Annotated in this window: 18 protein-coding genes and 1 pseudogene; 6 read left to right on the top strand and 13 right to left on the bottom strand. The window is 59.0% G+C overall.

Annotation, left to right across the window (positions count from 1 at the left end; genetic code table 11):
• Window positions 1-53: 53 nt before the first annotated feature.
• Window positions 54-368, top strand: coding sequence for a putative quinol monooxygenase (locus ACA066_RS03520; RefSeq protein WP_497698146.1), 315 nt, complete (start codon window positions 54-56; stop codon window positions 366-368).
• Here ACA066_RS03520 and ACA066_RS03515 read toward each other — a convergent pair.
• Window positions 358-1,122: a sulfite exporter TauE/SafE family protein gene (locus ACA066_RS03515; protein ID WP_497698145.1), complete on the bottom strand. Its 765-nt coding sequence runs from the start codon at window positions 1,120-1,122 to the stop codon at window positions 358-360. The genes ACA066_RS03520 and ACA066_RS03515 overlap by 11 nt on opposite strands.
• 222 nt (window positions 1,123-1,344) lie before the next feature.
• Here ACA066_RS03515 and ACA066_RS03510 point away from each other — a divergent pair, with 222 nt between their 5' ends.
• From ACA066_RS03510 to ACA066_RS03500, 3 genes are all read left to right on the top strand, one after another.
• Window positions 1,345-2,247, top strand: a complete 903-nt coding sequence (locus ACA066_RS03510) for a LysR substrate-binding domain-containing protein (RefSeq protein ID WP_497698144.1) — start codon at window positions 1,345-1,347, stop codon at window positions 2,245-2,247.
• Window positions 2,248-2,350: 103 nt separating this feature from the next.
• On the top strand, window positions 2,351-3,754 hold the full coding sequence (locus tag ACA066_RS03505; RefSeq protein ID WP_497698143.1) for an amino acid permease: 1,404 nt from the start codon (window positions 2,351-2,353) through the stop codon (window positions 3,752-3,754).
• A gap of 166 nt (window positions 3,755-3,920) precedes the next feature.
• A complete protein-coding gene (locus tag ACA066_RS03500) occupies window positions 3,921-4,265 on the top strand; it encodes a cupin domain-containing protein (protein ID WP_008024653.1) in 345 nt (114 codons plus the stop codon).
• Between the two features lie 151 nt (window positions 4,266-4,416).
• On the opposite strand, the gene mmsB is transcribed toward ACA066_RS03500, so the two are convergent.
• Together mmsB and ACA066_RS03490 are read right to left on the bottom strand one after the other, a co-directional pair.
• Window positions 4,417-5,304: a 3-hydroxyisobutyrate dehydrogenase gene (gene mmsB, locus ACA066_RS03495; protein ID WP_497698142.1), complete on the bottom strand. Its 888-nt coding sequence runs from the start codon at window positions 5,302-5,304 to the stop codon at window positions 4,417-4,419.
• Window positions 5,305-5,314: 10 nt separating this feature from the next.
• Entirely contained in the window at window positions 5,315-6,841 is a 1,527-nt protein-coding gene (locus ACA066_RS03490; RefSeq protein WP_497698141.1) for a CoA-acylating methylmalonate-semialdehyde dehydrogenase, read from the bottom strand.
• 148 nt (window positions 6,842-6,989) lie between these two features.
• Between ACA066_RS03490 and ACA066_RS03485 the strand changes: the two genes are divergently transcribed.
• On the top strand, window positions 6,990-7,937 hold the full coding sequence (locus tag ACA066_RS03485) for a LysR family transcriptional regulator (RefSeq protein WP_497698140.1): 948 nt from the start codon (window positions 6,990-6,992) through the stop codon (window positions 7,935-7,937).
• A 245-nt stretch (window positions 7,938-8,182) separates the two neighbouring features.
• On the opposite strand, the gene ACA066_RS03480 is transcribed toward ACA066_RS03485, so the two are convergent.
• The 4 genes from ACA066_RS03480 to ACA066_RS03465 all read right to left on the bottom strand — a co-directional run bounded on the left by ACA066_RS03480 (window position 8,183) and on the right by ACA066_RS03465 (window position 12,705).
• Window positions 8,183-8,638: a KilA-N domain-containing protein gene (locus ACA066_RS03480; protein ID WP_497698139.1), complete on the bottom strand. Its 456-nt coding sequence runs from the start codon at window positions 8,636-8,638 to the stop codon at window positions 8,183-8,185.
• Window positions 8,639-9,875: 1,237 nt separating this feature from the next.
• Entirely contained in the window at window positions 9,876-10,484 is a 609-nt protein-coding gene (locus ACA066_RS03475) for a hypothetical protein (RefSeq protein WP_497698138.1), read from the bottom strand.
• A 275-nt stretch (window positions 10,485-10,759) separates the two neighbouring features.
• On the bottom strand, window positions 10,760-11,275 hold the full coding sequence (locus ACA066_RS03470) for a hypothetical protein (protein ID WP_497698137.1): 516 nt from the start codon (window positions 11,273-11,275) through the stop codon (window positions 10,760-10,762).
• Between the two features lie 77 nt (window positions 11,276-11,352).
• A complete protein-coding gene (locus ACA066_RS03465) occupies window positions 11,353-12,705 on the bottom strand; it encodes a tyrosine-type recombinase/integrase (protein WP_497698136.1) in 1,353 nt (450 codons plus the stop codon).
• A 43-nt stretch (window positions 12,706-12,748) separates the two neighbouring features.
• Here ACA066_RS03465 and ACA066_RS03460 point away from each other — a divergent pair.
• Window positions 12,749-12,886 (top strand): annotated as a pseudogene (locus ACA066_RS03460) (LysR family transcriptional regulator); the annotation flags it as partial.
• Here the strand turns inward: ACA066_RS03460 and yfiB are convergent.
• The 6 genes from yfiB to recC form a co-directional block, all read right to left on the bottom strand.
• The gene (gene yfiB, locus ACA066_RS03455; RefSeq protein WP_497698135.1) at window positions 12,883-13,383 is read right to left on the bottom strand and encodes an outer membrane lipoprotein YfiB; all 501 of its coding nucleotides are present in this window, start codon (window positions 13,381-13,383) and stop codon (window positions 12,883-12,885) included. The pseudogene ACA066_RS03460 and the gene yfiB sit on opposite strands and share 4 nt — an antisense overlap.
• The gene (dgcN, locus tag ACA066_RS03450; protein ID WP_497698134.1) at window positions 13,383-14,651 is read right to left on the bottom strand and encodes a diguanylate cyclase DgcN/YfiN; all 1,269 of its coding nucleotides are present in this window, start codon (window positions 14,649-14,651) and stop codon (window positions 13,383-13,385) included. The genes yfiB and dgcN overlap by 1 nt, the downstream gene beginning before the upstream one ends.
• Entirely contained in the window at window positions 14,648-15,223 is a 576-nt protein-coding gene (yfiR, locus tag ACA066_RS03445; protein ID WP_497698133.1) for a regulatory sequestration protein YfiR, read from the bottom strand. The genes dgcN and yfiR overlap by 4 nt, the downstream gene beginning before the upstream one ends.
• Before the next feature lie 119 nt (window positions 15,224-15,342).
• Window positions 15,343-17,451 (bottom strand): exodeoxyribonuclease V subunit alpha, encoded by a 2,109-nt coding sequence (gene recD / locus ACA066_RS03440; protein ID WP_497698132.1) that lies wholly within the window; start codon window positions 17,449-17,451, stop codon window positions 15,343-15,345.
• Window positions 17,448-21,140 carry an exodeoxyribonuclease V subunit beta gene (gene recB / locus ACA066_RS03435; protein ID WP_497698131.1) on the bottom strand — a complete coding sequence of 1,231 codons (3,693 nt, stop codon included), beginning with the start codon at window positions 21,138-21,140 and terminating at the stop codon, window positions 17,448-17,450. Before recB ends, recD begins: the two co-directional genes overlap by 4 nt.
• Entirely contained in the window at window positions 21,137-24,589 is a 3,453-nt protein-coding gene (recC, locus tag ACA066_RS03430; protein WP_497698130.1) for an exodeoxyribonuclease V subunit gamma, read from the bottom strand. The genes recB and recC overlap by 4 nt, the downstream gene beginning before the upstream one ends.
• Between the last annotated feature and the right edge of the window lie 33 nt (window positions 24,590-24,622).

The raw sequence follows: 24,622 nt of genomic DNA, 5'->3' as shown, positions 1-24,622 counted from the left end.
AGGCGATTGTTGCCATAGACTTGCGCCGATTCTGACCTTGAGGAGATTTTCTGATGAGTGAAATGCAAGGCTTCATCCTGCACGCCAAGACCCGCCCGGAAAAATCCGATGCCTTCGAAGCGTTTTTCCGTGGCTATGTGGAAGCGAGCCGCGCCGAACCCGGCTGCATCGAGTACCACATGCTGCGCGACAAACAGGACCCGACCCTGTTTATCTTCTTCGAGATCTGGCAATCCCAGGCCCACCTCGACGTGCACTCGAACCTGCCGCACATGAAGCAGTTCCTCGAACAGCGCGAGGAATACCTGGAACGGGATTTCGATATCCGCACCATCGAGATGCTTAGCCCGTCGTCCGCTACCCGCTGATCAGCAAGTGGCCGCCGAGTACGCCGAGGCCAATGAAAAACACGCGCTTGAACAAGGGGGCGCTGATCCGCTGACGCAACCATTGCCCGAGCAACATGCCCAGCACTGCCGGGATCAGCGCCAGCAATGACGCGCTCAACTCGCCACCGCCCAGCGCCCCGCGCCACAAAAGGCCGGCGGCGAGTGCGAGGGTCGACACGGTGAACGACAGGCCCAGCGCCTGCACCAGTTCATCCTTGCTCAAACCCAGCGCTTGCAGGTACGGCACCGCCGGAATCACGAAGACGCCAGTGGCCGAGGTGATGACGCCGGTCAGCACGCCGCACAGCGGACCGAGCCAGCGTTCGGTCTGGTTGCCGACGCGCAAGGTCGGCAGGAACAACCCGCTCAGCGCGTAGAGCAGCAACGCCGCGCCCAACCCTCGCACCACCCAATGACCGCCGGCCATGCCGATCCACAACGTGCCGGCGCCGGTGCCGATGAAGATCGCCAGCAGCATCGGCCACAGCCGTTTGACCAGACCGCGCAAATACCCGCCGAATGCCAGTTGCCAGACGTTGGTCAGGGTCGCGGGAATGATCAGCAGCGCCGCAGCCTGCGCCGGCGCCATAGCCAGACCGAGCAGGCCCATGGCGATGGTCGGCAGGCCGAGACCGATGACGCCTTTGATCATGCCGGCCAGCAGAAAAGTCGCAATGACCAGCAGAGAAAGGGCCAGACCAAGGTTTTGATAGAACGCGGCGAGTGTATTCATGGGCCTATCCTGAGCCCGGATTGGCCATGTGAAAATCTGCCATATACTGAGGTTGCCTCTTGTTTTGGTAGAGGCTGAAGAATGTATCGATGCAACTGACGCCTTCGCGGGCAAGCCTCGCTCCTACAGGAACGCGATAGCGCAGACACCGCATGACCTGTAGGAGCAAGGCTTGCCCGCGAAGGCGTCCGTCCAGACAACACACCCCCTGAGACTGAACCGATGCACTTCGACCTGACCGACCTGCACCTCTACCTGAACATCCTCGACACCGGCAACATCACCGCCGGCGCCGCTCGCAGCCATTTATCCCTGGCGGCCGCGAGCGCGCGAATCCGCGCCATGGAATCATCGCTGGGAATCGATTTTCTCGAACGAGGTCGGCGCGGCGTCACCCCCACGCCTGCCGGAAAAGCCCTGGCGCAACACGCCCGGCTCTTGCTGCAACAGGCCGAACGCATGCAGCAGGACCTGGCCGAATATGCCAAAGGCGTGAAAGGTCAGGTGCGCTTGTTGTGCAACACCACAGCGATCACCGAGCACCTGCCGGAAGTGCTGGCGGACTTCCTGTGCCGTCATCCCAACCTCGACATCGACCTGCAAGAGTTGCCCAGCGCCCGTATCACTCACGCCCTGCGTCAGGGCGCTGCGGACCTTGGCATCGTCTCCGACGCCGTGGACACCCACGCCCTCGAAACCCTGCCCTTCCGCGATGATCCGCTGGTGCTGATCATGCCGCCCGACCATCCCCTGTCGAACGGTGCGACACCGAACTTCAGCGACACCCTGCATTACGATTACGTTGGCCTGAGCGCCAATAGCGCGCTGGCCGTGTACCTCGAAGAACAGGCGCTGCACGCGGGGAGGCGCCTGCAAATCCGTATCCGTGCGGAAGGTTTCGACGGGGTGATGCGCATGGTCGCTCGCGGCGCCGGGCTGGCGATTGTGCCGCTGGCGGCGATCCAGCGCCGGGCCGTCGATCAACCGTTCAAGAGCTTCGCCCTGAAGGAAGACTGGGCACAGCGCAAATTGTTGCTGTGCGCCCGCTCATTCACTGGCCTGCCCGGTTATGCCAGAGCCTTGCTCGACGCGTTGCGCGCTGCAAACCGGACCGGGAACCCTTGAAAACCAGTGTTTGGCCCAACAGGCACCTGTATGACGAAGGCCGCGCAGAGTAATATCTGCGCTTTCAAATCAGGCCTGACCACAACTACCAAAAGGGAACCAGATGGCGGATGAAATCTTGCAACAGGCAACGCTCAAGCGGGGGTTGAAAAATCGGCACATTCAACTCATCGCATTGGGCGGCGCCATTGGGACGGGGCTGTTCCTGGGCTCCGCCGGAGTGCTTAAGTCCGCCGGACCGTCGATGATTCTCGGCTATGCGATTGCCGGTTTCATCGCGTTCCTGATCATGCGCCAACTGGGTGAGATGATTGTCGAGGAACCCGTGGCCGGCTCGTTCAGCCACTTCGCTCACAACTATTGGGGCGGCTTTGCCGGTTTCCTGTCCGGCTGGAACTACTGGGTATTGTATGTGCTGGTGGGCATGGCCGAGCTGACCGCCGTCGGCAAGTACGTGCAGTTCTGGTGGCCGGAGGTGCCGACCTGGGTCAGCGCGGCGGTGTTCTTCGTGCTGGTCAACCTGATCAATACGCTGAACGTCAAAGTCTTCGGCGAGATGGAGTTCTGGTTCGCGATCATCAAGGTCGTGGCGATCATCGGCATGATCCTCCTCGGCTGCTACATGCTGTTCAGCGGCACCGGCGGCCCGCAAGCGTCGGTGAGCAACCTGTGGAGCCACGGCGGTTTCTTCCCCAACGGCTACAGTGGTCTGCTGATGGCGATGGCGTTCATCCTGTTTTCCTTTGGCGGTCTGGAACTGGTCGGCATCACCGCGGCTGAAGCCAGCGAGCCGAGAAAGGTCATTCCCAAGGCCATCAATCAGGTGGTTTACCGGGTGCTGATTTTCTACGTTGGCGCACTCACCGTGCTGCTGTCGTTGTATCCCTGGGACCAACTGCTGCAGACCCTGGGCGCCTCGGGCGATACCTACAGCGGCAGTCCGTTCGTGCAGATTTTCGCCTTGATCGGCAGCGACACCGCCGCGCAAATCCTCAACTTCGTGGTGCTCACCGCGGCGCTGTCGGTTTACAACAGCGGCGTCTACTGCAACAGTCGCATGCTCTTCGGCCTGGCCGAACAAGGCGATGCGCCAAAGGTTTTGATGAAGCTGAACAAACAGGGCGTACCGTTGCTGGCGCTGGGCGTCTCGGCGTTGGTCACGATGCTGGCGGTGCTGGTCAACTACGTCGCTCCGCAAGAAGCCCTTGAGTTGCTGTTCGCCCTGGTGGTCGCCTCGCTGATGATCAACTGGGCGCTGATCAGCCTGACGCATCTGAAGTTTCGCAAGGCCATGGTTCAGCGCGGCATCGTGCCTGGTTTCAAGGCATTCTGGTCGCCGTACACCAATTACCTGTGCCTGGCGTTCATGGCCGTGATCATCTGCGTCATCTGGATGATTCCGCCGGTGCGTGCCTCGGTGTACGCCATGCCGGTGTGGGTATTGGTCATTTACGGTTGCTACCGGCTGCGCATGGCCAGGCATCGGAACTTGCCAGTGGCTCAATAGCCACGCAAAAAAACGCCCCGGCATTCCATGAATGCCGGGGCGTTTTTTTTAAAGGCGCGTCAATGACCGAGCGTTTCTGGACACCCCGATGTCGAGCACAGACAACTGATGCCGCACCAAGCCCTATAGGGTGCGACTTCAGTTCTCCCTCACGCTCGGAGTCATCATGTCCGCACCGATAACCGTTCTTCGCGACACTCACCCACTGCCGGTCCTCGACGCCTGCAAATGGGAAAAACTCGAAGGCGACCCGCACACCGTCAACCTCAACGCCTACACCAGCGAAGACGGCAGCAAGATCATGGGCACCTGGATCTGCACGCCGGGCAAGTGGTATGTGGAATACGTGAAGTGGGAATACTGCGATTTCCGCGAGGGTTACTGCATCATCACCCCGGAAGGAAAGGAGCCGATCCATCTGCGTGCCGGTGATATTTTCGTCATTGAGCCGGGGATGAAAGGCACGTGGGAAGTGGTTGAAACCGTGCGCAAGTATTTCGTGTTTGCCTGATACAAAAAAACCGGGAGATCACCCGACGTGATTTCCCGGTAAATGTCGATGCGTCCTGTAGGAGCGAGCTTGCTCGCGAAAAACTCGAGAGCGACGCGGGGAATCAGTTTCTACGCGTTATCGTTAACGACCATCGCGAGCAAGCTCGCTCCTACAGTGGTTTGCGATAGCTGTTGATGATCGCCGAGAAGTCCTTGCCACCTTCCCCACGCTGGCTCATCGCCTGATACAACTGCTGGGCCACCGCGCCGAGCACCACTGGCTGGTGCGCCTGACGTGCCGCTTCCGTGGCCAGCCCTAGATCCTTGAGCATCAGTTCGGCACCGAAACCGCCGGTATAGCCACGCGAGGCCGGAGCCGTTTCGACGATGCCCGGCCACGGGTTGTACATTTCCGAACTCCAGCAACGCCCGGTGGAACTGTTGATGATGCCGGCCAGCACGGTGGTGTCGATCCCCAGTGCATCACCGAGCGCCATGGCTTCACTGACGCCGACCATGGAAATCGCCAGCAGCAGGTTGTTGCAGATCTTGGCAATTTGCCCGGTGCCGACTTCGCCGCAATGGACGATGTTGCGGCCCATCTGCGCCAGCACCGGTTGCAGGGTGGCGAACAGTTCCGGCGTGGCGCCGACCATGAAGGTCAGGGTCCCGGCCGCTGCTCCGCCCGTGCCACCAGACACCGGCGCATCGGCCATGGCCACGCCTTGCCTGGCTGCCGCAACTGCCACATCGCGCGCCGTTTGTGGGTCGATGGTGCTGCAATCCACGGCCGGCACGCCTTGGGCGATCCCCGCCAGCACGCCGTCTTCACCCAGCCACACGCTGCGCACGTGCACCGCTGCGGGCAGCATGGTGATCACCAGTTCTGCGCCCTGAGCCGCTTCACGGGCCGTCGCGCTGATACTGCCACCCAGTTGCTCCAGCTCGGCCAGAACGGTTTTGTTCAGGTCGACCAGCCGCAGCGAATGGCCGGCCTTGATCAGGTTGCGCGCCATCGGCGCGCCCATGTTGCCGAGACCGATAAAAGCAATTTTCATGTCCGGCTCCTTAACGCAAGTGGATGGTGGTGTTCACACCGTCGTTGACGCTGTCGTCATCGAACCAGCGACTGGTGACAGTCTTGGTCTGAGTGTAGAACTGCACCACTTGCTTGCCATACGGGCCGAGGTCGCCGAGTTTGGAACCACGGGAACCGGTGAAGCTGAAGAACGGGACCGGCACCGGAATCGGGATGTTGATGCCAACCTGGCCGACATCGATTTCGTTCTGGAATTTGCGCGCCGCCGCACCGCTCTGGGTGAACAGGCCCGTGCCGTTGCCGAACGGGTTGGCGTTGACCAGTGCGATGGCCTCGTCGAGCGTGTTGACTTCCAGTACAACCAGCACCGGGCCGAAGATTTCCTGGGTGTAGATCTGCATCTCGGGGGTCACGCCGGAGAACAGGGTCGGGCCGACAAAGTTGCCCTTCTCGTAGCCAGGAACCGTGATGTCGCGACCATCCAGCTCAAGCTTGGCGCCTTCTTTGATGCCGCTTTCGATCAGATCGAGAATCCGCGCCTTGGCCCGTTTGGAAATCACTGGGCCGACGTCAGTGCCCGGCTCGCTGCCGGCATTGACCTTGAGCTTCTGCGCCAGCGCTTTCAGGTCTGGCAGCCACTGCTTGGCCGCGCCCACCAACACCACCACGGACGTGGCCATGCAACGCTGACCGGCCGCACCGAAACCGGCGCCGACCAGCGCATTGAGCGCTTGTTCGCGGTTGGCATCCGGCAGCACCACGGCGTGGTTCTTCGCGCCCATCATCGATTGCACGCGCTTGCCGTGTTTGCCGGCCAGGTCGTAGACGTGAGTACCAACGGCGGTCGAACCGACGAAGGAAACTGCCTTGATATCTTTATGAGTGCAGAGCGCGTCCACTACGTCCTTGCCGCCATGAACGACGTTAAGCACGCCTGCCGGAACGCCGGCCTCGATCGCCAGTTCCACCAGCAGCATGGTCGACATCGGGTCCTGTTCGGACGGCTTGAGCACGAAGGTGTTGCCGCAGGCGATGGCCATCGGGAACATCCACAGCGGAATCATGGCCGGGAAGTTGAACGGGGTGATGCCGGCGCAGACGCCAATTGGCTGACGCAGGGTGTAGGTATCGACGCCGCCCGCGACGTTCTCGGCGAATTCGCCCATTTGCAGGCTGCCGATGGAGCAGGCGTGCTCGACCACTTCCAGGCCACGGAAAATATCGCCTTCAGCGTCGGCAATGGTTTTGCCCTGCTCGTTGCTGAGCACCACGGCGATGCGTTTGGAATGCTCGCGGATCAGCGCCTGGAGCTTGAGCATGATGCGCATGCGCGCGCCGATCGGAGTCAGCTTCCAGGTCTGGAAGGCGCGATGGGCGGCGCTGATCGCGGCGTCGACTTCCTGCGCGGTTGCGAACGGAACCTTGGCCAGCACTTGCTGGGTCGCCGGGTTGACGATGTCGTGCCATTCGGTGGTCTGGGACTCGACCCACTCGCCGTCGATCAACAGCTTGACCTTTTGCACAGTGGTTTCGTTTGGCGTGAGCGATGCGTTCATGCTGGTCTCCGGGATTGTTGTTATCTAAGGAGCCAAGGCGAGAAAGTCGCCTTGAGATGAGGCGTGTGTCGCGAATTGGTTGTCGGACTGTTTTTGGAGTATAGATGTGCAAACTTCTAATAAGAACGCACATAAAAGCCGGTCCATCATGCAAAAAAACATCACATCCTTAGGTTCGCTGAACTGGGATGACCTCAAGTTTTTCCTCGAAGTCGCCCGCACCCGCAAGGCCAGCACCGCGGCCAAGCGCCTGGCGGTGGACTACACCACGGTGTCCCGGCGCATCAGTTCGCTGGAAGCGGCATTGGGCACCCTGCTGTTCGAGAAATCCCGGACCAGCGGTTTCGTCCTGACCGCCGAAGGTCAGCGATTGCTCGGTTACGCCGAGTCGATCGAAAGCACGCTGCACATGGCCTGCGAGCAGGTTTCAGGTTCCGGCGTGGCGCTGTCCGGTCACGTACGCATGGGCTGCACGGAAGGTTTCGGCAGCTTTTTCATCACCCCGCAACTGAGCCATTTCGTCGATGCCTACCCGGCGATCTCGGTGGACATCCTGCCACTGCCGCACTTCATCAGCCTGTCCAAGCGCGAGGCGGATATCGTCATTGCGCTGGAGCGCCCGGAGCATGGCCCCTATGTCTGCTGCAAACTCTGCGACTACAAATTGCAGCTGTACGCGACCCAGGACTATCTGGACAAACACCCGCCCATCCGCCGTCCGGCAGACTTGGGCAAGCATTCATTCATCAGTTATGTCGACGACCTGGCGTTCAGCTCGGAGCTGCTGTATCTGGCAAACGTGCTGCCCGGTGCCAGCGCCAATCTGCGCAGCACCAGCGTGATCGCGCAGTTCGTGGCGGCGCAGCAAGGCCGGTCGCTGGCGATTCTGCCGTGCTTCCTCGCCGCGCAGGATCCGCGTTTGCTGCCGGTGTTGCCGGAAGAGATCAACATCACCCGGCAATTCTGGATGTACTGCCGCGAGGACTTGCGCAAGCTCAAGCGAATCACCTTGCTGTGGGATTACATCCGGACCGTCACCGAGAAAAATCAAGCGCTGCTGATGGGGGAAAGCCGGGAGATGTTGTTCGCTGATTAACAGACCTTCAAGGAATCAGGTAGCGGCATCGTAACGAGGTCAGCAGGGCTTTGCCAACCGTTTGTGTCAGGGGTTGATACGCGACTTGTGACAGTTTCAAGGGGGCCTTATCGCCTGCCCGCGAGGGCACACGGGGGAACCGGAGCGAGTAGAAACAATGAGGTGGTCATTCCCAAATTTTCTGTATTTTCTCTTAAAAGTCCCTTCAAGCGCCCATATAGCCACACGACCAGATGGGCAGCCACTCAGGCCGAAGAAAAACTTAACGTCGTGTCCGGGATTAGTTGACCACTACACTTGTCGTTGAAGGTGTATCGTTCAAGGATGGCAGCGCTATGGTCATTGCCCATGCTGCGCATCTTGTCGGCCACCAGTAAGGCAACTTCAGGCATCTCAAGGATGGCCTCGAAGGCGTCATAGACAACATCTTCAAACTCTGGGGAGACCCATGCGGCGTATCTGATGGTCGCCTGTTTGGTCGCAAAGGTTCCGTTACCGTGGGAGAGTTCGACTTTTCGGGACTCTCTCAGGCGCTTGGCCTCCTTCAGTTCGGCCCACTTACCGGGTCCCTTGGTCTTTGGCAGCTTGAGCGCCTTCCAGATGTCAGTCAGATCCCACATGCCGGAGTCGTTAGCCTTGAAGGCTTGAGCTTCGATGATTATGACGTCGGAGGCGTGCTTATGTTTGATGTCGATTGTCATTTCATGACTCCTTTGTTTGCTCTCTGAGCTCGCTCCCACCGACCAGCACACAGGCCCCATGACGGGCTCTGATCGGTGGCACAGAGAGCAGACAGAAAGACTGTGTTTGATGGATGCCCAGCGACGGGCGAGAAGATTCAGCTGAGGGTGAATCGGTGGTGGCACACTGGTGCGTCAACAACATTGGAAGCAATTGGCTATGAACAAGTGGAACATACCCGCCAGCTTAGAAAGAGAGGTCATTGAGCGGGATTTGTGCTGTGTCTACTGCGGCATTAAATTTGGCTTTTGTGGCACGAGAAAATCCCAATCCTCGTGGGAGCACATCACCAATGACGCGAGAATCATCACGAAGGAAAATATTGTTCTTTGTTGTGTGTCCTGCAACGCGAGCAAGGGTGCAAAGCTCTTGTCGGACTGGATCAACTCTGCCTACTGCAAAAACAAAAACATTACTCCACAGTCAGTTTCCAGCGTTATCCAACATGCCATATTGCACCCTCCAAAATATGTCAGTCGACGACACAGCCTAACGTCACGGGAAGTAGCCCTAAGCGCACCTATGGGTCCCTCTCAGGTTGGCTTTTCGGGGCTCTTTACGATCAGCTCAAAGTAATGCGGGTAATCATCGGGAAGGCCACAGCCTCGGTCTGGAGACCATCAGCGGTCAACCGTGGCGACTACTGGCGGGACAACAAAAGAAATCTTTTTATTGGACTCTCTGGGTGTCTCACAATAGTGAGGGGTTTTGAACGACACCTTAAACCCTAAGCAAGATTCGATCAGTTCCCGTCAAGGGAGTCCTCAAGGCCGTCGAAGCGATGACCTGAAGGCAGCCCCCATGAGCGACCAGAAGGGATAGCCGCTCGGCAGTCTTTGCGGAGCACTTCAAGGTGACCTCATGGAGCATGGTGTCCTTGTCGAAGGTGACGACTCCAGCCCCATAGGTTCTAAATGATGCGTTTCGATTGCTCAGGACTCGACGAAGCTCAATCAACTATGGTCGTGATGGTGATGGGTAGACCAGTGACATAGCGCTCAGGTCGTCTTCAGTGAGCTGGGAGGTGATGGTAGAGATCATGGAAGTTCTCCTTTGCGATGTTCTGAAAGGTTCCTTTTCGAGGAGGGGTTGTAATTACAATTCCCCCTCTCCCTCTGGGTCTGGTCGATGAACTGGTCGATCGGGTGTCGATGAGCTGAAAGGTGGTCTGAAAGTTTTTCTTTATATTATCCGTCGTTAAAGAGGGTCTGCGCTCAACTCAGCCTCAAGTTCAGCCTTCCGCTTCGGGTGTCTCTCCACATACGATGCGATCCCATTGGCAGCATGTCGGGCAGCCTTGGCGATGCGCTGGGCGGTGCGTAAAGTGGACTCGTCGGTCTTGCAGGCATCCGCTGAGATTTCCGAGAGGAACAACGCACCGATCACCGCTCGGACCTTGACATTGATCTTCCCGTTGCTCCTCCCGGCACTGGTCAGGATCGAACCATGAATGATGTCGTCTACCCAAGGCAGCGGATCGGGGATCACAAGGAACGGCATAAAGGCAGCCGCTGGGTTCTTGAAAAGGGTCTTGGGTCTGCCTCGGCCTTGCTTGGTGATTGGCTCGACAGATTCAACAACTGGACCAGCTTTTGATATGGATGCTTGGGCGGTGGCGCAGTCAGTGATCAGGTCCACATCAGCTCGTCGCTGGTCAGCCCATGCTTGAAACTCGGCATTGCGACTCTTAGGTAGAACGATGTCGTTGAGAGCGATGATCTCGCCTGTGATCGGGTCAACGTGAAGGATGTGCCCGGTCTCGTGATCGACGTGGCGGTGCGACAGGTTGGCGGGGATGCTGGTCATTGGGATGGTCCTCATGTTGTGTGGTGGCAACAGTGAGGGTTTTTTACGACAGCGGACTTTGGGTCAGCAAATACGGGCTTTCACGGCATTTCGGCGGTTCCTATTGCGCTCCTACGCAAACTCGCCAAGTTGAGAGGACTCCGCGACTCGAACAGATTTCACTTAGGAACTTGCAAAGGGGCTCATGTCGCCAATGGCGGTGATAGCCTCACGGCCTTGATTTCTTCCACGATGCACACGGGAGTCCTCAGAAACACCAATCGAGATTTCTTCGATCAGTCCTCCGAGGGAGGGTTTGAATACTTTTTGTATATGCCAAGGGGGTACTTGATCTCCTTCTGGAGCCAGGCCACAAAGTTATTACCACCCGCCAGCATGCCCTCTTCAAATTCATCAAACCCAAAGAGGTAAGCTGCTTCTTTGTCTGAGGCCAACGACTTGCGAGCCATGTGATATTCATGGACAGCCGCTGCTGCATCCTCTTCGCCGTAGAACACGCAGTAAATAAGCTCAAGGGCATTGAACTCAAAGGCATAGCCACGGTGCTGGCTAAAGGCGTCATAGAAACCGCTTAAATAACCCGACAGCCAGCGATCAACTATAGGATGGCCGTCTCTGGTCCTTTCCTGAACTATGGGCGGCACACCATTCCCACAGTTTTCAAGAAAATTGAACTGCGTCCTGAGCGTAGAGCAAACGTCTGTAACGAGATCCATAATCTCCGGGCCTGCGAGGTCATACCTCTTAGGCTCTAACTTCTTCCGTTTCTTCAAAAAACTAAAAAAATTCATTAGCGAACCATCCTTGGCCTCAAAGGGCAGGGTTAAAACGGCAGATGATAGCAGTTACCACAGGAGCCTCAGCTACCTTAAACGCTCCCGCCAAGCAAACCACTCAGCATCTCAGCAATGACCTCAACCGGAACTCCAGATCCATATGTGTCGAACGTTATGGTCCCCGAGGCGTGCCCCATAACGGCTTGAGCGTGAACTGCAGGAACACCTTTCACCTGCATCAGCGAAGCCAAGGAATGACGGAGAGAGTGAAAGGTAAGCCCCGATTTGTGATCTTCTCCAAGAGCCTCAGGGATCGCTTGTCGGTTCGCCCAATCCCCGGCTGTCTTGTATCCGACCTGAGCCAATGAGTCCGACCCACTGAGCATGCATGACTCGACATATCGCAAAAATGCCGCAAGGTCGAATCCATAGGCACCATCAGTCAAAGGCACCAATCGCTCACTGCGCTTGTTCTTGATTGACTTGCCTTCCCCTACTTCATTGATGTGGATTACGGTGATACCTGATTCAAGGGTCTGGATGTCGCTCGTGGTGAGCTGAGATATTTCGTTAAGACGCCCGCCAGTGATGACCCCAAGACTCAACAGCCAGCGTTTCCATGAGATTTCTGGCAGGTTACTCGCATACTCCATGACCTTCCCTACCTGAGCCTGAGAGAACGCCTTACGGGTCGATTCGAGGCCCTTGGTCAGCTTCAACTTCTTGTCATATGCCTTGATCAGATGACCATTCTCTACAGCCCAAGCAAGCACGGCCGAGAGTTTCACAATCAGTTTGTTTACCGTCGAAGGCATCCGACCTTCAGACAGACGATCTCGGAGAGCCACAAGATCAGCCCTTGAGTGAGCCCGCATGTCCAGCTCACTGAGAGCCGTAGAGATTACTCGGTGGCGAATCTGGGTTTCTTTCAATGTGGAAGCTTTCTGGTCTTGCCCACGGTCAGCCATGTAGAGCGCTGAAAGGGCCTCAAAGGTCATCGCAGGCGCTAATACAGATTGGGACACAGGAGCGTTCTCTGCGGACTTCAAGGGTCTGGTCGAGCCACCCATAAGACCAGAGTGGCTATCGTGCAGGCCTCCCCAAACCTGCGCCACATCTACATCACGCTCAGTCTCAAACAGCTCCACCGACACAACACGGAAATGCTCCTTCAGTTTGCTCCATGGGGCCTCTGGGTTTTCCAAATGGAAGGCCCTGACAAACCCCGAAAGCCGCTCAGAAACTTCCATCGCAGCACTCCTGTTGCTGGTCTTGAGGGAAACCGAAGCAAGCTCAGTCGCGCTACCTGTCGCCCTGAGACGCATGTAGTAAATACCGTTGCGTCTGTAGTGATACGGCTTAGCGAGCCTTGTGGTTGGCACCAAAGGAAAAGCGATGTTTGTAACGGTGCTTGTAACAGCAGGTTGAACTGCAAGGATGCTCATAGCGGTTAGCCCCTGTAATCATTGGGTTAACCTGTTTTCCTTGAAGTTCTGGATGTATTGCCGCGAGGAGCTGCGCAAGCTCAAGCGGATCCCCCTGTTGTGGGATTACATCAGGGAGGTTACTGAGCAGAATCAGGGGCCGTTGATGGGTGAGCGGCGGGACATGTCGTTCGCCGATTAATCAGCGCTGACCACGATCGACACCCTGCGGTTCTCGGTTCGGCCGGCTGCGGTGTCGTTGGAGGTAACGGGCTGACTACTGCCAAGGCCGCGCAGCTGGATGTTTTGTTCCTTCATGCCCACCGCGGTCAGAACTTTTCCGACGCTTTTCGCGCGGCGCAGGGACAGCTGTTCGTTATACGGTTCTTTGCCCGACGCGTCGGTGTGACCATCGACCCGTACCCGCTCGATCCCGACACCCAGCAACGCCTTGCCAATGCGCTCGACGATCTCGGTGCTCTGCGGATTGAGAGTTTCGACGTCACTGCCAAACAACACTTTGCCAGACAGCCCAAACGCCCAGCCCTCGTCGGTCAACTCGAAACCTTGCTGTTTGAGCACCGCGACCTGCGCCGGGGTCAGGCCTTTTTGCGGTGCCGTCTGGCAACCGGTCAATGCCAGAACGGCCATGAACAGGGTGATCGTGAAAAATCGCAGGTGGAGTGAGAACACGGGCATTAGCTCCTGGTTTGAACATCGGTGACAGGGTACTCCGACCCTGACGTGTGCTGAGCACCTCTGGCGAGACGCTTGGCTTGGTACATGGCCGCATCGGCAGCGTTGAGCAGAGCCCCCGGTGTCGTCCCATGATCGGGGTACACGGCGATGCCGATACTGAGAGAGGTCAACACCTGGCTGGTCCCCGGCAACGGGATCGGCATTTCCATGCTTTCAAGGATTTTGTCGGCGATCCGCTCGGCGTCTTCCGTCTTGTGCAGCGGGGTTAGCAGGACGGCAAATTCGTCGCCCCCCAGACGCGCCACCAGATCTTCTTCGCGCAGCTGCGCACGAACCCGATTGGCCACTGCCACCAGCACCGCGTCGCCGGCGGCGTGACCGAAGTTATCGTTGATCTCCTTGAACCGGTCACTGTCGAGAAACAGCACCGCTACGCGTTCGTTGAGCTTGTTGGCGTTGCGCAGCGATCGAATCAACCGGCCTTCGAAAAACGCCCGGTTCGGCAAGCCGGTGAGGCTGTCATGGCTGGCCTGGTGGGCCAGTGTTTCGTTTTCGCTTTGCAGGTGGGTCTGCCAGGATTCGAGTTCATCGAGCAAGGCGTTGAAGTCATTGCCCAGGTTGTCGAGTTCGGCAATAGCGGCCGGTGGCACACGCCGATCGAAGGCACGATCGCTGCGTGCGGCGTGAGCCACGGAAGCCAGGCTGCGCAGGGGGCCGGTGATCCCGCGAAGTTGTCGGCGTGCGAGATACAGCGCCACCCAGGCACTGACAGCGGTGCACAGAACGATACCCACCAGGCCGCTGAGCAAAAAGCGCATCAGGCTGCCACCGTGACCGGTGAGCTGGACACTGCCGATTTCCTGGCCCTGATGGACAATCGGCATGCTGATCGGTTTTTCCAGAAACGCCTTGGCCATCTGCATTTCCAGGTCCGAGAAAAACCCGGTTTCCGGTCGCTGCCAACGGGCCAACAACTTGCCCTGCTCGTCCAGCACCTGGGCATCGGCCACTTCTTCGGTGGACGCGATCAATGCCAGCGCCTCCGTGGCGGCCGCCTTGTCGTTGAACACCACCGCCGCTTCCACGGTGTAGTTGATGGAGCGCGCAATCAGGTGCAGGTTGTGGTCGGCGTAAACCCGCAAGGCCAGCACGCCCAGCAACGTCAGCGAGACGCTGGCCATGGCCACACCCACCAGCGCGACGATCAAATGACCGCGACCGATGACCGAGCGCAAGGTCGGGCGGCTATCCGGTTTGAATAGCGTCATGGTGCCGCCGGCTTGCGGCGGGACAGTTGCAGCACACTCGGGTGAATTCTCACGCCGCTGCGGGCGACGGAATCGAGGTTGACCTCGAAGGACACTTGCTCATCGCCGACTCGCAGGCAGAACAGGCTGCCGACGGTGCATTGGTCATCGCTTTCGCTGATGCTCAGCACCGGACGCTCCGCCAGCGAAGCGAATAGCCGGCTGCGTTCTTCGCTGGTCAGTTTGCCGATGTACACCGCGTCGCACTCACCGACAATGGACGGGTTGTCGGCCAGCAACCGGCGCACGGTGACGGGACGGCCGGTGGCCTGGGTCGTGCCTTTGACCAGATCGTCGGTGTATTCGGTGGGGCCGACTATGCACAAGCGCAGGTGTGCTGGCTCAACAGGCCAACGGGCATAACTGAGGATGCCGAGTACAACCTGCGTGACGGCTTGGGCGCGTTGATCGGCCATGCCGGGTGGCGTTTGCGCTTGCGCGAAAACGAGGCCACTGAGCAAACAGAGAATGCCTGCCAGCATGATTTGTTTGCAGACAACAATGCGCTCTGTCGTCCAGACAGCCACCTTCATGCAGGGATTCTCTTCGATCGTAACAGGATGATGCCGCAACGATAGCATAGCGTCGAAACGCTCGCGAGGCCGCGCAAGACGGCACTTCGGACAGTTTCCGTCGTCTGGCGCTGCCTTCTTCAATCCCCCGGCGACACGGCCTGTTCCAATTCCAGCATCAGCCCGCTCAGGCGCTTGACCTTGCGTCGCACCGCCTCTTCAAACACGCCGGTACGAGGTTCGATCAAGGTAAACCAGTGCTTGGCGCGGGTGATGCCTGTGTAGATCAGCTCCTTGGTCAGAACCGGGTTCAGGGCGTCCGGCAAAATCAGCGCCGTATGGGCGAACTCCGAGCCCTGGGACTTGTGCACGGTCATGGCGTACACCGTTTCGACATCATTCAGCCGGCTCGGCAGGACAAAGCGCACGCCGCCCTGGCCGTCGTTGCGCGGGAAGGCTACGCGCAGCACTTGGCGCCCCGCGTCGGGCCCCTCGCGCTCCGGCAGCTTGAGAGCAATGCCGATGTCACCGTTCATCAAGCCCAGGCCATAGTCGTTGCGGGTCATCAGTACTGGCCGACCTTCGTACCACTGCTGGTCGCTGTCGATCAGTCGGGCCTTGAGCAGCGCGTCAGTCACTCGCTGATTCAGGCCTTCCACGCCCCATGGCCCCTTGCGCACGGCGCACAGTAACTGGAAGGCATCAAAGGCCTGCAGCACGTCGCGAGCCCAATCGGTCCAGCACGGATCATCGAGGGTGCCGTCGAGCGACGGTCGCCGATTGCGCAGCAGGCTCAGGTAATGCCGATACCCTTGCGGTCCGTCGCCATGGCCTTCGAGCAACAAGCGCTCCAGCGCCCTGTCGTGCTCTCCTTTGAGCGGCAGGGAAAACACATCATCGTGGCTTCCAGCCGCCAACAACTTGCGAGCTTCTTCCGGTTGTTGCTGATTGACCCAGCGAGCCAGTTGGCCAATGCCGCTGCCCTCGCCGAACCGGCGCGAGTGCCGCAGCATCACGACCTGCTGGGCGAGCGGATGAGTACCGTGGGTGTCTTCCTGCAAACCACTGGTCTCGAGGTTTTCACCACTGACCGCTTCCAGCCACCGGCGCGTCTGCGGGCTGTACCAACCGGCCTCGGCGTCGCGGCACAAATCGCCCAGCACGGCGCCGGCTTCCACCGATGCCAGTTGATCCTTGTCACCGAGCAGCACCAGTCGGGCATGAGCCGGCATCGCGTCGAGCAGATTGGCCATCATCTCCAGATCGATCATCGAGGCTTCGTCGACCACCAGAACATCCAGCGGCAAGCGATTACCGGCGTGGTGCCGAAAGTGTCGGGTTCCGGGACGGCTGCCGAGCAGGCGGTGCACAGTGGTGACGTCTGACGGAATTTTTTCTCGCACGCCCTCGGCAACTTCCAGCGTCCGGACTTGCTGGCTGATGGACTCCGTCAGCCGTGCCGCGGCTTTGCCGGTGGGGGCGGCGAGGCGGATGCGCAGCGGTTTGCCAGCCTCCACCGCCGGTGCCTGCAACAACGCCAGCAAACGCACGACCGTAGTGGTCTTGCCGGTCCCGGGACCGCCGGTGACGATGCTGAATGCACTGCGGGTCGCCAAGGCACACGCGAGTTTCTGCCAGTCGATCACCTCGCCGGGCCGGACCTGACCGAACAGACCGGTGAGGCGTTGAGGCAAGTCATTCGGCGTGGATTCGTGTTCCGCCAGACGCAGGCGCAGCGCGTTATCGATACGTCGCTCGTACGCCCAATAACGGCGCAAGTACAGGCGCTTTCCCGATAACACCAACGGCCTTTGCAGCGCCGTTTCGCTGCTATCGACCGCCAATGCAACCAGACGGCTGGAGGCCAGGACCTTGCACCAATGGGCGCCGTCCAGCGTCTCAAGCAATTGCGAAGGCAGCAACATCGCGCCACTTTGCAGGTCTCCTTCCGGTGGCAACGACAGGGCGAAATCCGGCGCCTTGAGCGTCTCGAACAGATCCAGGCAGACGTGACCGTGACCCAGTTGGTGACTGGTCAATGCCGCCGCCAGCAGCACCAGCGGATCATCGTCGGGAGCAAGCTCGTGCAAAAAGGCAACGAAGGCTTTGTCCAGCGCTCGCAACCAGCCGCGCTCGACCCAGCGCGTGAGCAACAACAGCAAATCATCGGCGCGATTCAACGGCGCCAGACTTGCCAGGCTTTCGGCTGCCAGCGGGGTGGGCAACAAATCGGCGAAGGTGCGGCTCATAGCAATACTCCCTGTTCCCAGGCCGGTTCGGCCTTGGGTTCCGGCTTCCCTTGGAACAGCCGATCCAGACGCTCGATCAGCTCTCTGGGAGGGCGGGCAAAATACACGCCCTGACTGGGTGCACGCGTACCGCGCAGGAACAGATATAAAGCCCCCCCGACATGCCGGTCGTAATCGTAATCGGCAAGCCGCGCCTTGAGCTGGCGATGCAGGGCCAACAGGTACAGCACGTATTGCAGGTCATAGCGGTTGTCCAGGATCGACTGTTCCATGGCCTGCTCGGTGTAGGCCATGTCATCGACGCCCAGCCAGTTGGATTTGTAATCGGCGACGTAATAGCGACCGTCGTGCTCGAACGTCAGGTCGATGAAGCCTTTGAACATGCCATTGAGCAGCACCGGTTCGGCCGCGACACGGGCAACGCCGTTGTGGGTATGTTGGCGGACCAGTTCATCGAGCTTGAGCACATCGACCTTATGACTGGCGAACCAGAACTCCATCTCGACGCGGTATTGTTTCAGTTGCCCAAAGATCACGGGCGCCTGTCCAGCGCCGATGTGCAGCGGGGACTTGAGCAAGTGCTGCAGCCAATCGCTCAGCGTGGTGATCCAGCCTTCCCAGCCACGACGGTTGCAGCGACGGGCAATCGCGTCTTCCACGGTTTGCGGCGTGGCGGCAAAACCTTCGTCACCGGCCCACTCAAGCAAACCATGGAGAAAGGTGCCGGGATTCGGACCGCGAGGGAATCGATGGATATCGGCACCGCCGGCGATCACTTCGCGCGGAGCTTCGGGATCGAGGCGCTCGTCGTCGAACAGCTTTTGCGCCTGCGGGTTTTCCGGTGCTTCATCACTGCCCACGCTCAGGCTGTCGCCTATGCGAAGGGCGCTATAGGAGGCAATCCACCAGTTTTCGCTGGCTTTGCGCTTGGGAATCAGGGGAGCGAGCAATGTCGCATCGTTCTGCGGCGGATGGTAATGCTCATCCGTCTTTTCAGGCATCTCACTGTAATTCAGCGCGGGACAATCCTGCTGCAGGTCTTCCAGCCAACGCTTCAAACCTTGCGACTCCGCTAATGGAGCACCGCCGCCCAACAGATACCCCAACGCAGAGAGGTGCAACACCGAGCTGTTGTTATTACCGCGCTTGAGGTCAGTGACGCCGAGCCAGCAGGCGTGTTGAGCCCGGGTCAGCGCCACATAAAGCAAACGCAGATCCTCCGCCAGCCGTTCATCATCCGCCAGCGCGATCAACTCGGGCGTGGGCTTCAGGGTCACCTGAGCGTTGCCGGTTTCGTCGTGGTAATGCAGCGGCAAACGACTGCCGTCCACCGGTTTCGCCGAACACACGAACGGCAGAAACACCAAGGGATACTCAAGTCCCTTGGACTTGTGAATGGTCACGACCTTGACCAGTTGCTCGTCACTCTCAAGACGCAGGATCTGTTCCTCACCCGCCTGACCGGACAGCGCCAGATGTTCGGACAAATGCCGGATCAATGCTTGCTCACCATCCAGTTCAGCGGCCGCCTGTTGCAGCAACTCGGACAGATGCAACAAGTTGGTCAGCACCCGCTCGCCGTCGCTGCGCGCAATCAAAGCCTGAGGCAGCTGGAAGTCATGCAGCAAGCGCCGCAGCATGGGCAGCACGCCTTGCTTGCGCCAGAGCTCGCGATAACCACGGAACTGCATGACCCGCGCTTCCCAGGCCAGCTCGTCCTGATTCAACCGCTCAAGCTCTGGCAACGACAGGTTCAACGTGATGCTCGCTAGCGCTGCCCGCAACGGACGCTCGACATCCGGCTCGGCGCAGGCCTTGAGCCAGGTCAGCAGATCATGGGCTTCCTGGGCGGCGAACACCGAGTCCTTGTCCGACAGATAAACGCTGCGCACACCACGGGCGGAGAGTTCGGCGCGTATGGCCTGAGCTTCTTTACCGTCGCGCACCAGGATCGCGATATCCGCCGGCAACAGGCCTCTGAAGTCCTTGCCGTCCTCGATGAAACCCGCCTTGCCTTGCTGACCGCCGTTAAGCAACGCGGTGATTTCACTGGCGCAAGCGGCAGCCAACTGCTGTCGGTAAACCGCGCCGGACAGGGGTTGATCGGCGGACAGGTGCCAGATGTTCAGTGCGCGTACAACCTGCCCCTCGATGCTCAAAACTTCTTTGCGTCCCTGGGAGGCGACCGGCAGAAACGGCACGGGGTTTTCGCCATTCTTTTCGCGAAACAGGAACGCGCCCCGTCCGGCCTCGCGCAACTCGGCGCGCTCAAATACATGGTTTACCGCACCGACCATGCCATGGCTGGAGCGGAAGTTGGTCCCCAGTGTATGCAGTCGGCCAGCGGTGGCCTGGCGGGCGCGCAGGTAGGTATAGATATCGGCACCACGGAAGGCATAGATCGCCTGCTTTGGGTCGCCGATCAGGAACAGGCCGCATTCGGGGTTGTTGTCTTCGATGCGATAGATGCTTTCAAAAATCCGGTACTGCACCGGGTCGGTGTCCTGGAACTCGTCGATCAACGCCACCGGAAACTGTTCGCGGATCAAGGTCGCCAGGCGCTCGCCACCCTCGGATTGCAGCGCGGCATCGAGGCGCAGCAACATGTCATCGAAACCCATTTCCGCGCGACGACGTTTTTCTGCCTCGAACCGTGCACCCACCCACTGAGCGGCGTGTTGCAGCACTGCGGCATCGGGAGTCGGCAACCCATCGAGACTGACCTTGAGGCCAGGCATGGCGTCCAGTCCCGGATGATTGGGGACTTCGCCTTTTTTCCACGCTTCAGCCATACCCTCGGGGGTCAGGCGGGTGAAGCCGGTGCCAATATCCAACTGCTCAAGCAATTCATCTTCGGCCCAGGCCTTCAACTTGTCGAACCAGGGTTCGAAGTAGCGCGCCTGCATCTTGCGCCCATCGACGCTTTTGCTCGCAACACCCTCGTGACAGATCGCAAGCAACTCGTCTGCCCACTGACGCCAGGGCATTTTGAGTTCGATCAAGGCTGCCCGTCGCTCCTGCAGACATTCGATGATCAGCTCGGCAGGCTCTTTGCCTTCGACACTGTCGCGCTCACTGGCGAACAGCCCGCGGACTCGTGGCAACAGGGCTGCCGGACCGCCCCAATTACCGCGCACCCAGTTCAGCGCATCACCTTGCATCGGGTAGCAGAACAATCGCCAGTAATCGCGCAGGACTTCGCCCAGTAAATCGCTGTGATCGGTTTCCAGGGTCTGGGTAAACAGGCTGCCACTGTCGAACGCATGCTCGCGCAACATCCGCTGACACCAGCTGTGGATGGTCGAGACAGCCGCTTCATCCATCCACTGGGCAGCGATGTCCAGACGATTCGCGCATCCGGGCCATTGCTCTGGAAGGTACTGATCACGCAACTCCGCGATCAGCGCATCCGGCGGCGGTGTTTCATCGCGGAAAAACCGCGCGGCTTCTGCCAGGCGCGTTCGAATGCGTTCGCGCAGCTCCTTGGTCGCGGCGTCAGTGAAGGTCACAACGAGGATCTGCGGCGGCAACAATTCACGCCCGAAGCCACTCGATTCACCACCGTGGCCGAGGACCAGACGCAGATACAGCGCGGAAATAGTGAAGGTTTTCCCGGTCCCGGCACTGGCTTCGATCAGTTGACTGCCGCGCAGCGGGAATGCCAGGGCCAGCGGTGTTTTCGCGGTCATGAGCGCGCCTCCTCGCTGCTCAATGAGCGCCACGGCGCTTCAAGCATCGGCTTGTACAAAGCGTTGCACCAATCAGGGAAGGTCTCGTCGGCGATCAGTGCGTCGTAGTCAGCGAACTGCCGGGCAAGGGCGGGACTCTCCCGGCGCTCGCCATCAGTAGTCATGCCGTCGCCTTCATAGGCTTTGCGCGCAGCGGCATCGGCTTTGGCCTGATCTGACTGAGCGAGCCAGGCAAACGCTGTTTTCACCGCAATGGGCAGAGGCTGGCGCATGCCCGTTTGCCAGGCCATCAACAGGTCGCCCAGGATTAGGGATGCGGTATTTTTTTCAATCGGACCAAGTAACAGACTGTCGTCACTGGCCACGAGTGCAGTGGTCATCTCCATGCCACTGGCGCAGGCAACTAGATGATTGACCCATGGTCGTGTCAGACGATGCCACTTGCGGGATTTGATCGAACCGATGCTGTTGGGGATCGTAGTAACCGACAGCAATCCACCGTCTGCGCGTTTATGCAGACCGCTGAGCCAACCTTCAAGGCGTAGACTTTGAAGTTCAAGATTGACCGGCATAGCGCTGGTGAGTGGTGTGGGCCATAACGCCAGAAGCTGTTGATAGCGTTGCAGCAGATCCGGCAACGGTTCGATCAACTCTCGTTGCAGGCATTCGCCGAAACCGGCCATGGGCAGTAGCCCGCTGTTTTGCAGGCGTTTGGCATGCGCGTCCAACACCTCATCCGCACGTTCAAGCTGTGCCAGCGCGGCGCCAAGCAAACTGTCGCTGAGGCTATAGCGTTGCAGCGCATCAAGTACAAAGGGCTCTTCATCGGCCAGCGGCACTTCAGCGGCTTCGAAGAACACCTTCAATCGCTGGCTGAAGAAATGTCGCACAGGATTGCGCAGGAAATCCTGCAACTGACCGAGGCTCAGCGGCTCTTCCTGAACGTAAGGGGCCAGGATGTTGTTATCGATTGCTGGCTCAACTGATTGATGAAGCACCTGCCATTCGTTGGCGAAGCTGAACAGGTCATCGCCTTCATGGAAGTAACGGGCGCTGAACGGTTGCAACGGATGTTCCTGAGTCATGGCCTCAAGCAGATCTTCATCTGCATTGTGCAATCGCCAGCCACTGGCCAGATGGTCGCGCAACTGGCCGATCAATACGGATGCGGGACGCTCGCTGTTATCGCGAATGCTACGGCCGACCCAACTGATATAGAGCTGGTCACATGCCGACAGCAGCGCCTCCAACAGCAGATAACGATCATCTTCCCGGCGCGAACGGTCACCCGGTCGGTAATCGCTGCCCATGAGGTCGAAGTCCAAAGGTGGTTGCGCGCGCGGATAATCGCCGTCATTCATGCCGAGCAGACAGACCAGTTTGAACGGGATCGCGCGCATCGGCATCAACGTGCAGAAATTGACTGCGCCGGCGAGAAAGCGCTGGGACAAGCGACCTTGATCAAGGCCGGCGAGCCAGGCTTCACGAACGACAGTCAACGGTAATTCGTCGTGCAAACCGACGGACTCACAGGTCTCAAGCCAGGTTTCGCGCAGCTCTTCGAGCTGGGCCAGCAGGTAGTCGTCATGTTCATTACTGGCCTGGAAAAACAACTGCACCAGCGCCTGCAACCGCATACCCCATTGTTTGGGCGGCGCCGGTTGCGAGAGTTCCTGGTGGGCAATCTCCAGCGCGTCCAACAAAGCAACCAGAGGACCGATGAGTGCGGCATCCAGACCACCGATCTCGTCGTAGGGCTCGATGCCTTCGCAGGCACTGCCGCTTCCCACGGCATAGCCGAGCAGCATCCGCCGCAGTCCGAAACGCCAACTGTTCTGTTCCAGTTCCTGAGGCAGGCCCAAACCCGCTCGTTGCCCGGCGTTCATGCCCCAACGGATGCCTGCGCCTTCGATCCAGCGATGCAGGGTGGGCAAGTCTCGCTCCTCCACACCAAAGCGAGCGCGCAGGGCCGGAACATCCAGCAGGTCGAGGATTTCGCTGACGGGGAATCGACTGTCCGGCAGTTTAAGCAGATGTTCGACAGCGATCAGCAGCGGATCACGGCCACGTTGCCCCTGGTCTGCGAGCGTGAAGGGAATGAAGCGCGGGTCATTGCGTTCAAGCTGCCCAAATACTGCACGAATATGCGGGGCGTAGCTGTCGATATCCGGGACCATCACAATGACGTCGCGAGGCCTTAACTCAGGATCTGCACTGAAACGGGCGAGCAACTGATCGTGAAGGATCTCCACCTCGCGCTGGGCGCTGTGGGCAATGTGAAAACGGATTGATTGATCCACTTTTGGATCGACTGCCGGCCAGCGTTCACGCGTTTCATTCAGAGGACGTAATTCAAGAATGTCGTCCTGCAATTGATTGAGCATGTTCAGTGGCTGGTTATCACTGAACAGGTCGATTCGCCCGTCACGAAATGCCGAGCGATAGCTGTTGGGATCGTCGTAGCTATCAAGCAGATTGATGTAGTCCCGCCCCTGCTTGCCCCACGCAGCCAACAGGGGATGGGCATGCTGATGCAAGGTTTGCGGATCCAGGACAACCGGCATGCCGCTCTTGCGAGCCTGACGTTTGTATTGATGCCGTAACAGGTCTTTATCGGCGACGATGTCCGCCCAGTGGTGGCGACACGGGTTATGAACGCACAGCAAAACCTGGCTGAAACGGGCCAGCCCGGCAAGCGCTTCCAGCGCCTGGGCGGGAAGTGAAGAAATACCGAAAACGATCACTCGTGAAGGAAGTCCATCAGGCGCAATGTCCAGGCTGTTGATACGCTCGATAAATCGTTGATGGACGCCGGCACGGCTTTGCGCCATGCCTTGTTCACCGACATCCAGCAACAGTGCACGCCACAATTCTGCCTGCCAGCAGTTGGCCGGGGTCAGGGCTTTCGCTTCACCCCGACCGTTGCGTAATTGATGACGACCTTCTGCCCAGTCTTCGAGCCAGTCGGCTCGGTACACCTGGTATTGGTCGAACAGGTCAGCCAGTCGCTCGGCCAATTGATAGCGTTTGCGCAAATCGGTGTCATCGGTAAGAAAACGTTGCAGAGGCTCGAAGTGTGGCTCATTGATCAACTGCGGAAGCAGTCGCATGAGGCGCCAGGTCAGCGGGGCTTTATCGAGCAGGGATTTGACCGGGATTTCATCTCGTCCAAGGACCATGCGATAGAGCTGCCACATAAAGCTGCCCGGTAACTGCACATCGATCGCTGCGGCGATACCGCAGCCACCCATGTCGTCCTCTTTCGGATCCTCAGCCAGTGCCAGTTTCAACCACTGGGCGATGCCATTGCTCTGTACCAAAGCGATTTCATTTTCCAAGGGTGCCAATGGGTAGCGCCGCATCCAGCTGACCACCAGGCTGCGCAACTCGTCCAGGCGGTTGCCGTGAACCACCATAAAACCAGCACTGAGGGACGTCGCGTCCGGCATAAAGGCTTCCTTGGAAAAATACAAAAGCTAGGG

It is taken from the genome of Pseudomonas sp. LBUM1651 (assembly GCF_059716135.1).
The sequence above is the reverse complement of the archived record's forward strand: the minus strand, read 5'-3'. Positions and strand labels throughout refer to the sequence as shown.

What these genes read in the sequence shown, in the direction of transcription:
- ACA066_RS03520 (WP_497698146.1), top strand. Translation starts at nt 54, where the DNA reads ATGAGTGAAATGCAAGGCTTCATCCTGCACGCCAAGACCCGCCCGGAA.
- ACA066_RS03515 (WP_497698145.1), bottom strand. Translation starts at nt 1,122, where the DNA reads ATGAATACACTCGCCGCGTTCTATCAAAACCTTGGTCTGGCCCTTTCT.
- ACA066_RS03510 (WP_497698144.1), top strand. Translation starts at nt 1,345, where the DNA reads ATGCACTTCGACCTGACCGACCTGCACCTCTACCTGAACATCCTCGAC.
- ACA066_RS03505 (WP_497698143.1), top strand. Translation starts at nt 2,351, where the DNA reads ATGGCGGATGAAATCTTGCAACAGGCAACGCTCAAGCGGGGGTTGAAA.
- ACA066_RS03500 (WP_008024653.1), top strand. Translation starts at nt 3,921, where the DNA reads ATGTCCGCACCGATAACCGTTCTTCGCGACACTCACCCACTGCCGGTC.
- mmsB (WP_497698142.1), bottom strand. Translation starts at nt 5,304, where the DNA reads ATGAAAATTGCTTTTATCGGTCTCGGCAACATGGGCGCGCCGATGGCG.
- ACA066_RS03490 (WP_497698141.1), bottom strand. Translation starts at nt 6,841, where the DNA reads ATGAACGCATCGCTCACGCCAAACGAAACCACTGTGCAAAAGGTCAAG.
- ACA066_RS03485 (WP_497698140.1), top strand. Translation starts at nt 6,990, where the DNA reads ATGCAAAAAAACATCACATCCTTAGGTTCGCTGAACTGGGATGACCTC.
- ACA066_RS03480 (WP_497698139.1), bottom strand. Translation starts at nt 8,638, where the DNA reads ATGACAATCGACATCAAACATAAGCACGCCTCCGACGTCATAATCATC.
- ACA066_RS03475 (WP_497698138.1), bottom strand. Translation starts at nt 10,484, where the DNA reads ATGACCAGCATCCCCGCCAACCTGTCGCACCGCCACGTCGATCACGAG.
- ACA066_RS03470 (WP_497698137.1), bottom strand. Translation starts at nt 11,275, where the DNA reads ATGAATTTTTTTAGTTTTTTGAAGAAACGGAAGAAGTTAGAGCCTAAG.
- ACA066_RS03465 (WP_497698136.1), bottom strand. Translation starts at nt 12,705, where the DNA reads ATGAGCATCCTTGCAGTTCAACCTGCTGTTACAAGCACCGTTACAAAC.
- yfiB (WP_497698135.1), bottom strand. Translation starts at nt 13,383, where the DNA reads ATGCCCGTGTTCTCACTCCACCTGCGATTTTTCACGATCACCCTGTTC.
- dgcN (WP_497698134.1), bottom strand. Translation starts at nt 14,651, where the DNA reads ATGACGCTATTCAAACCGGATAGCCGCCCGACCTTGCGCTCGGTCATC.
- yfiR (WP_497698133.1), bottom strand. Translation starts at nt 15,223, where the DNA reads ATGAAGGTGGCTGTCTGGACGACAGAGCGCATTGTTGTCTGCAAACAA.
- recD (WP_497698132.1), bottom strand. Translation starts at nt 17,451, where the DNA reads ATGAGCCGCACCTTCGCCGATTTGTTGCCCACCCCGCTGGCAGCCGAA.
- recB (WP_497698131.1), bottom strand. Translation starts at nt 21,140, where the DNA reads ATGACCGCGAAAACACCGCTGGCCCTGGCATTCCCGCTGCGCGGCAGT.
- recC (WP_497698130.1), bottom strand. Translation starts at nt 24,589, where the DNA reads ATGCCGGACGCGACGTCCCTCAGTGCTGGTTTTATGGTGGTTCACGGC.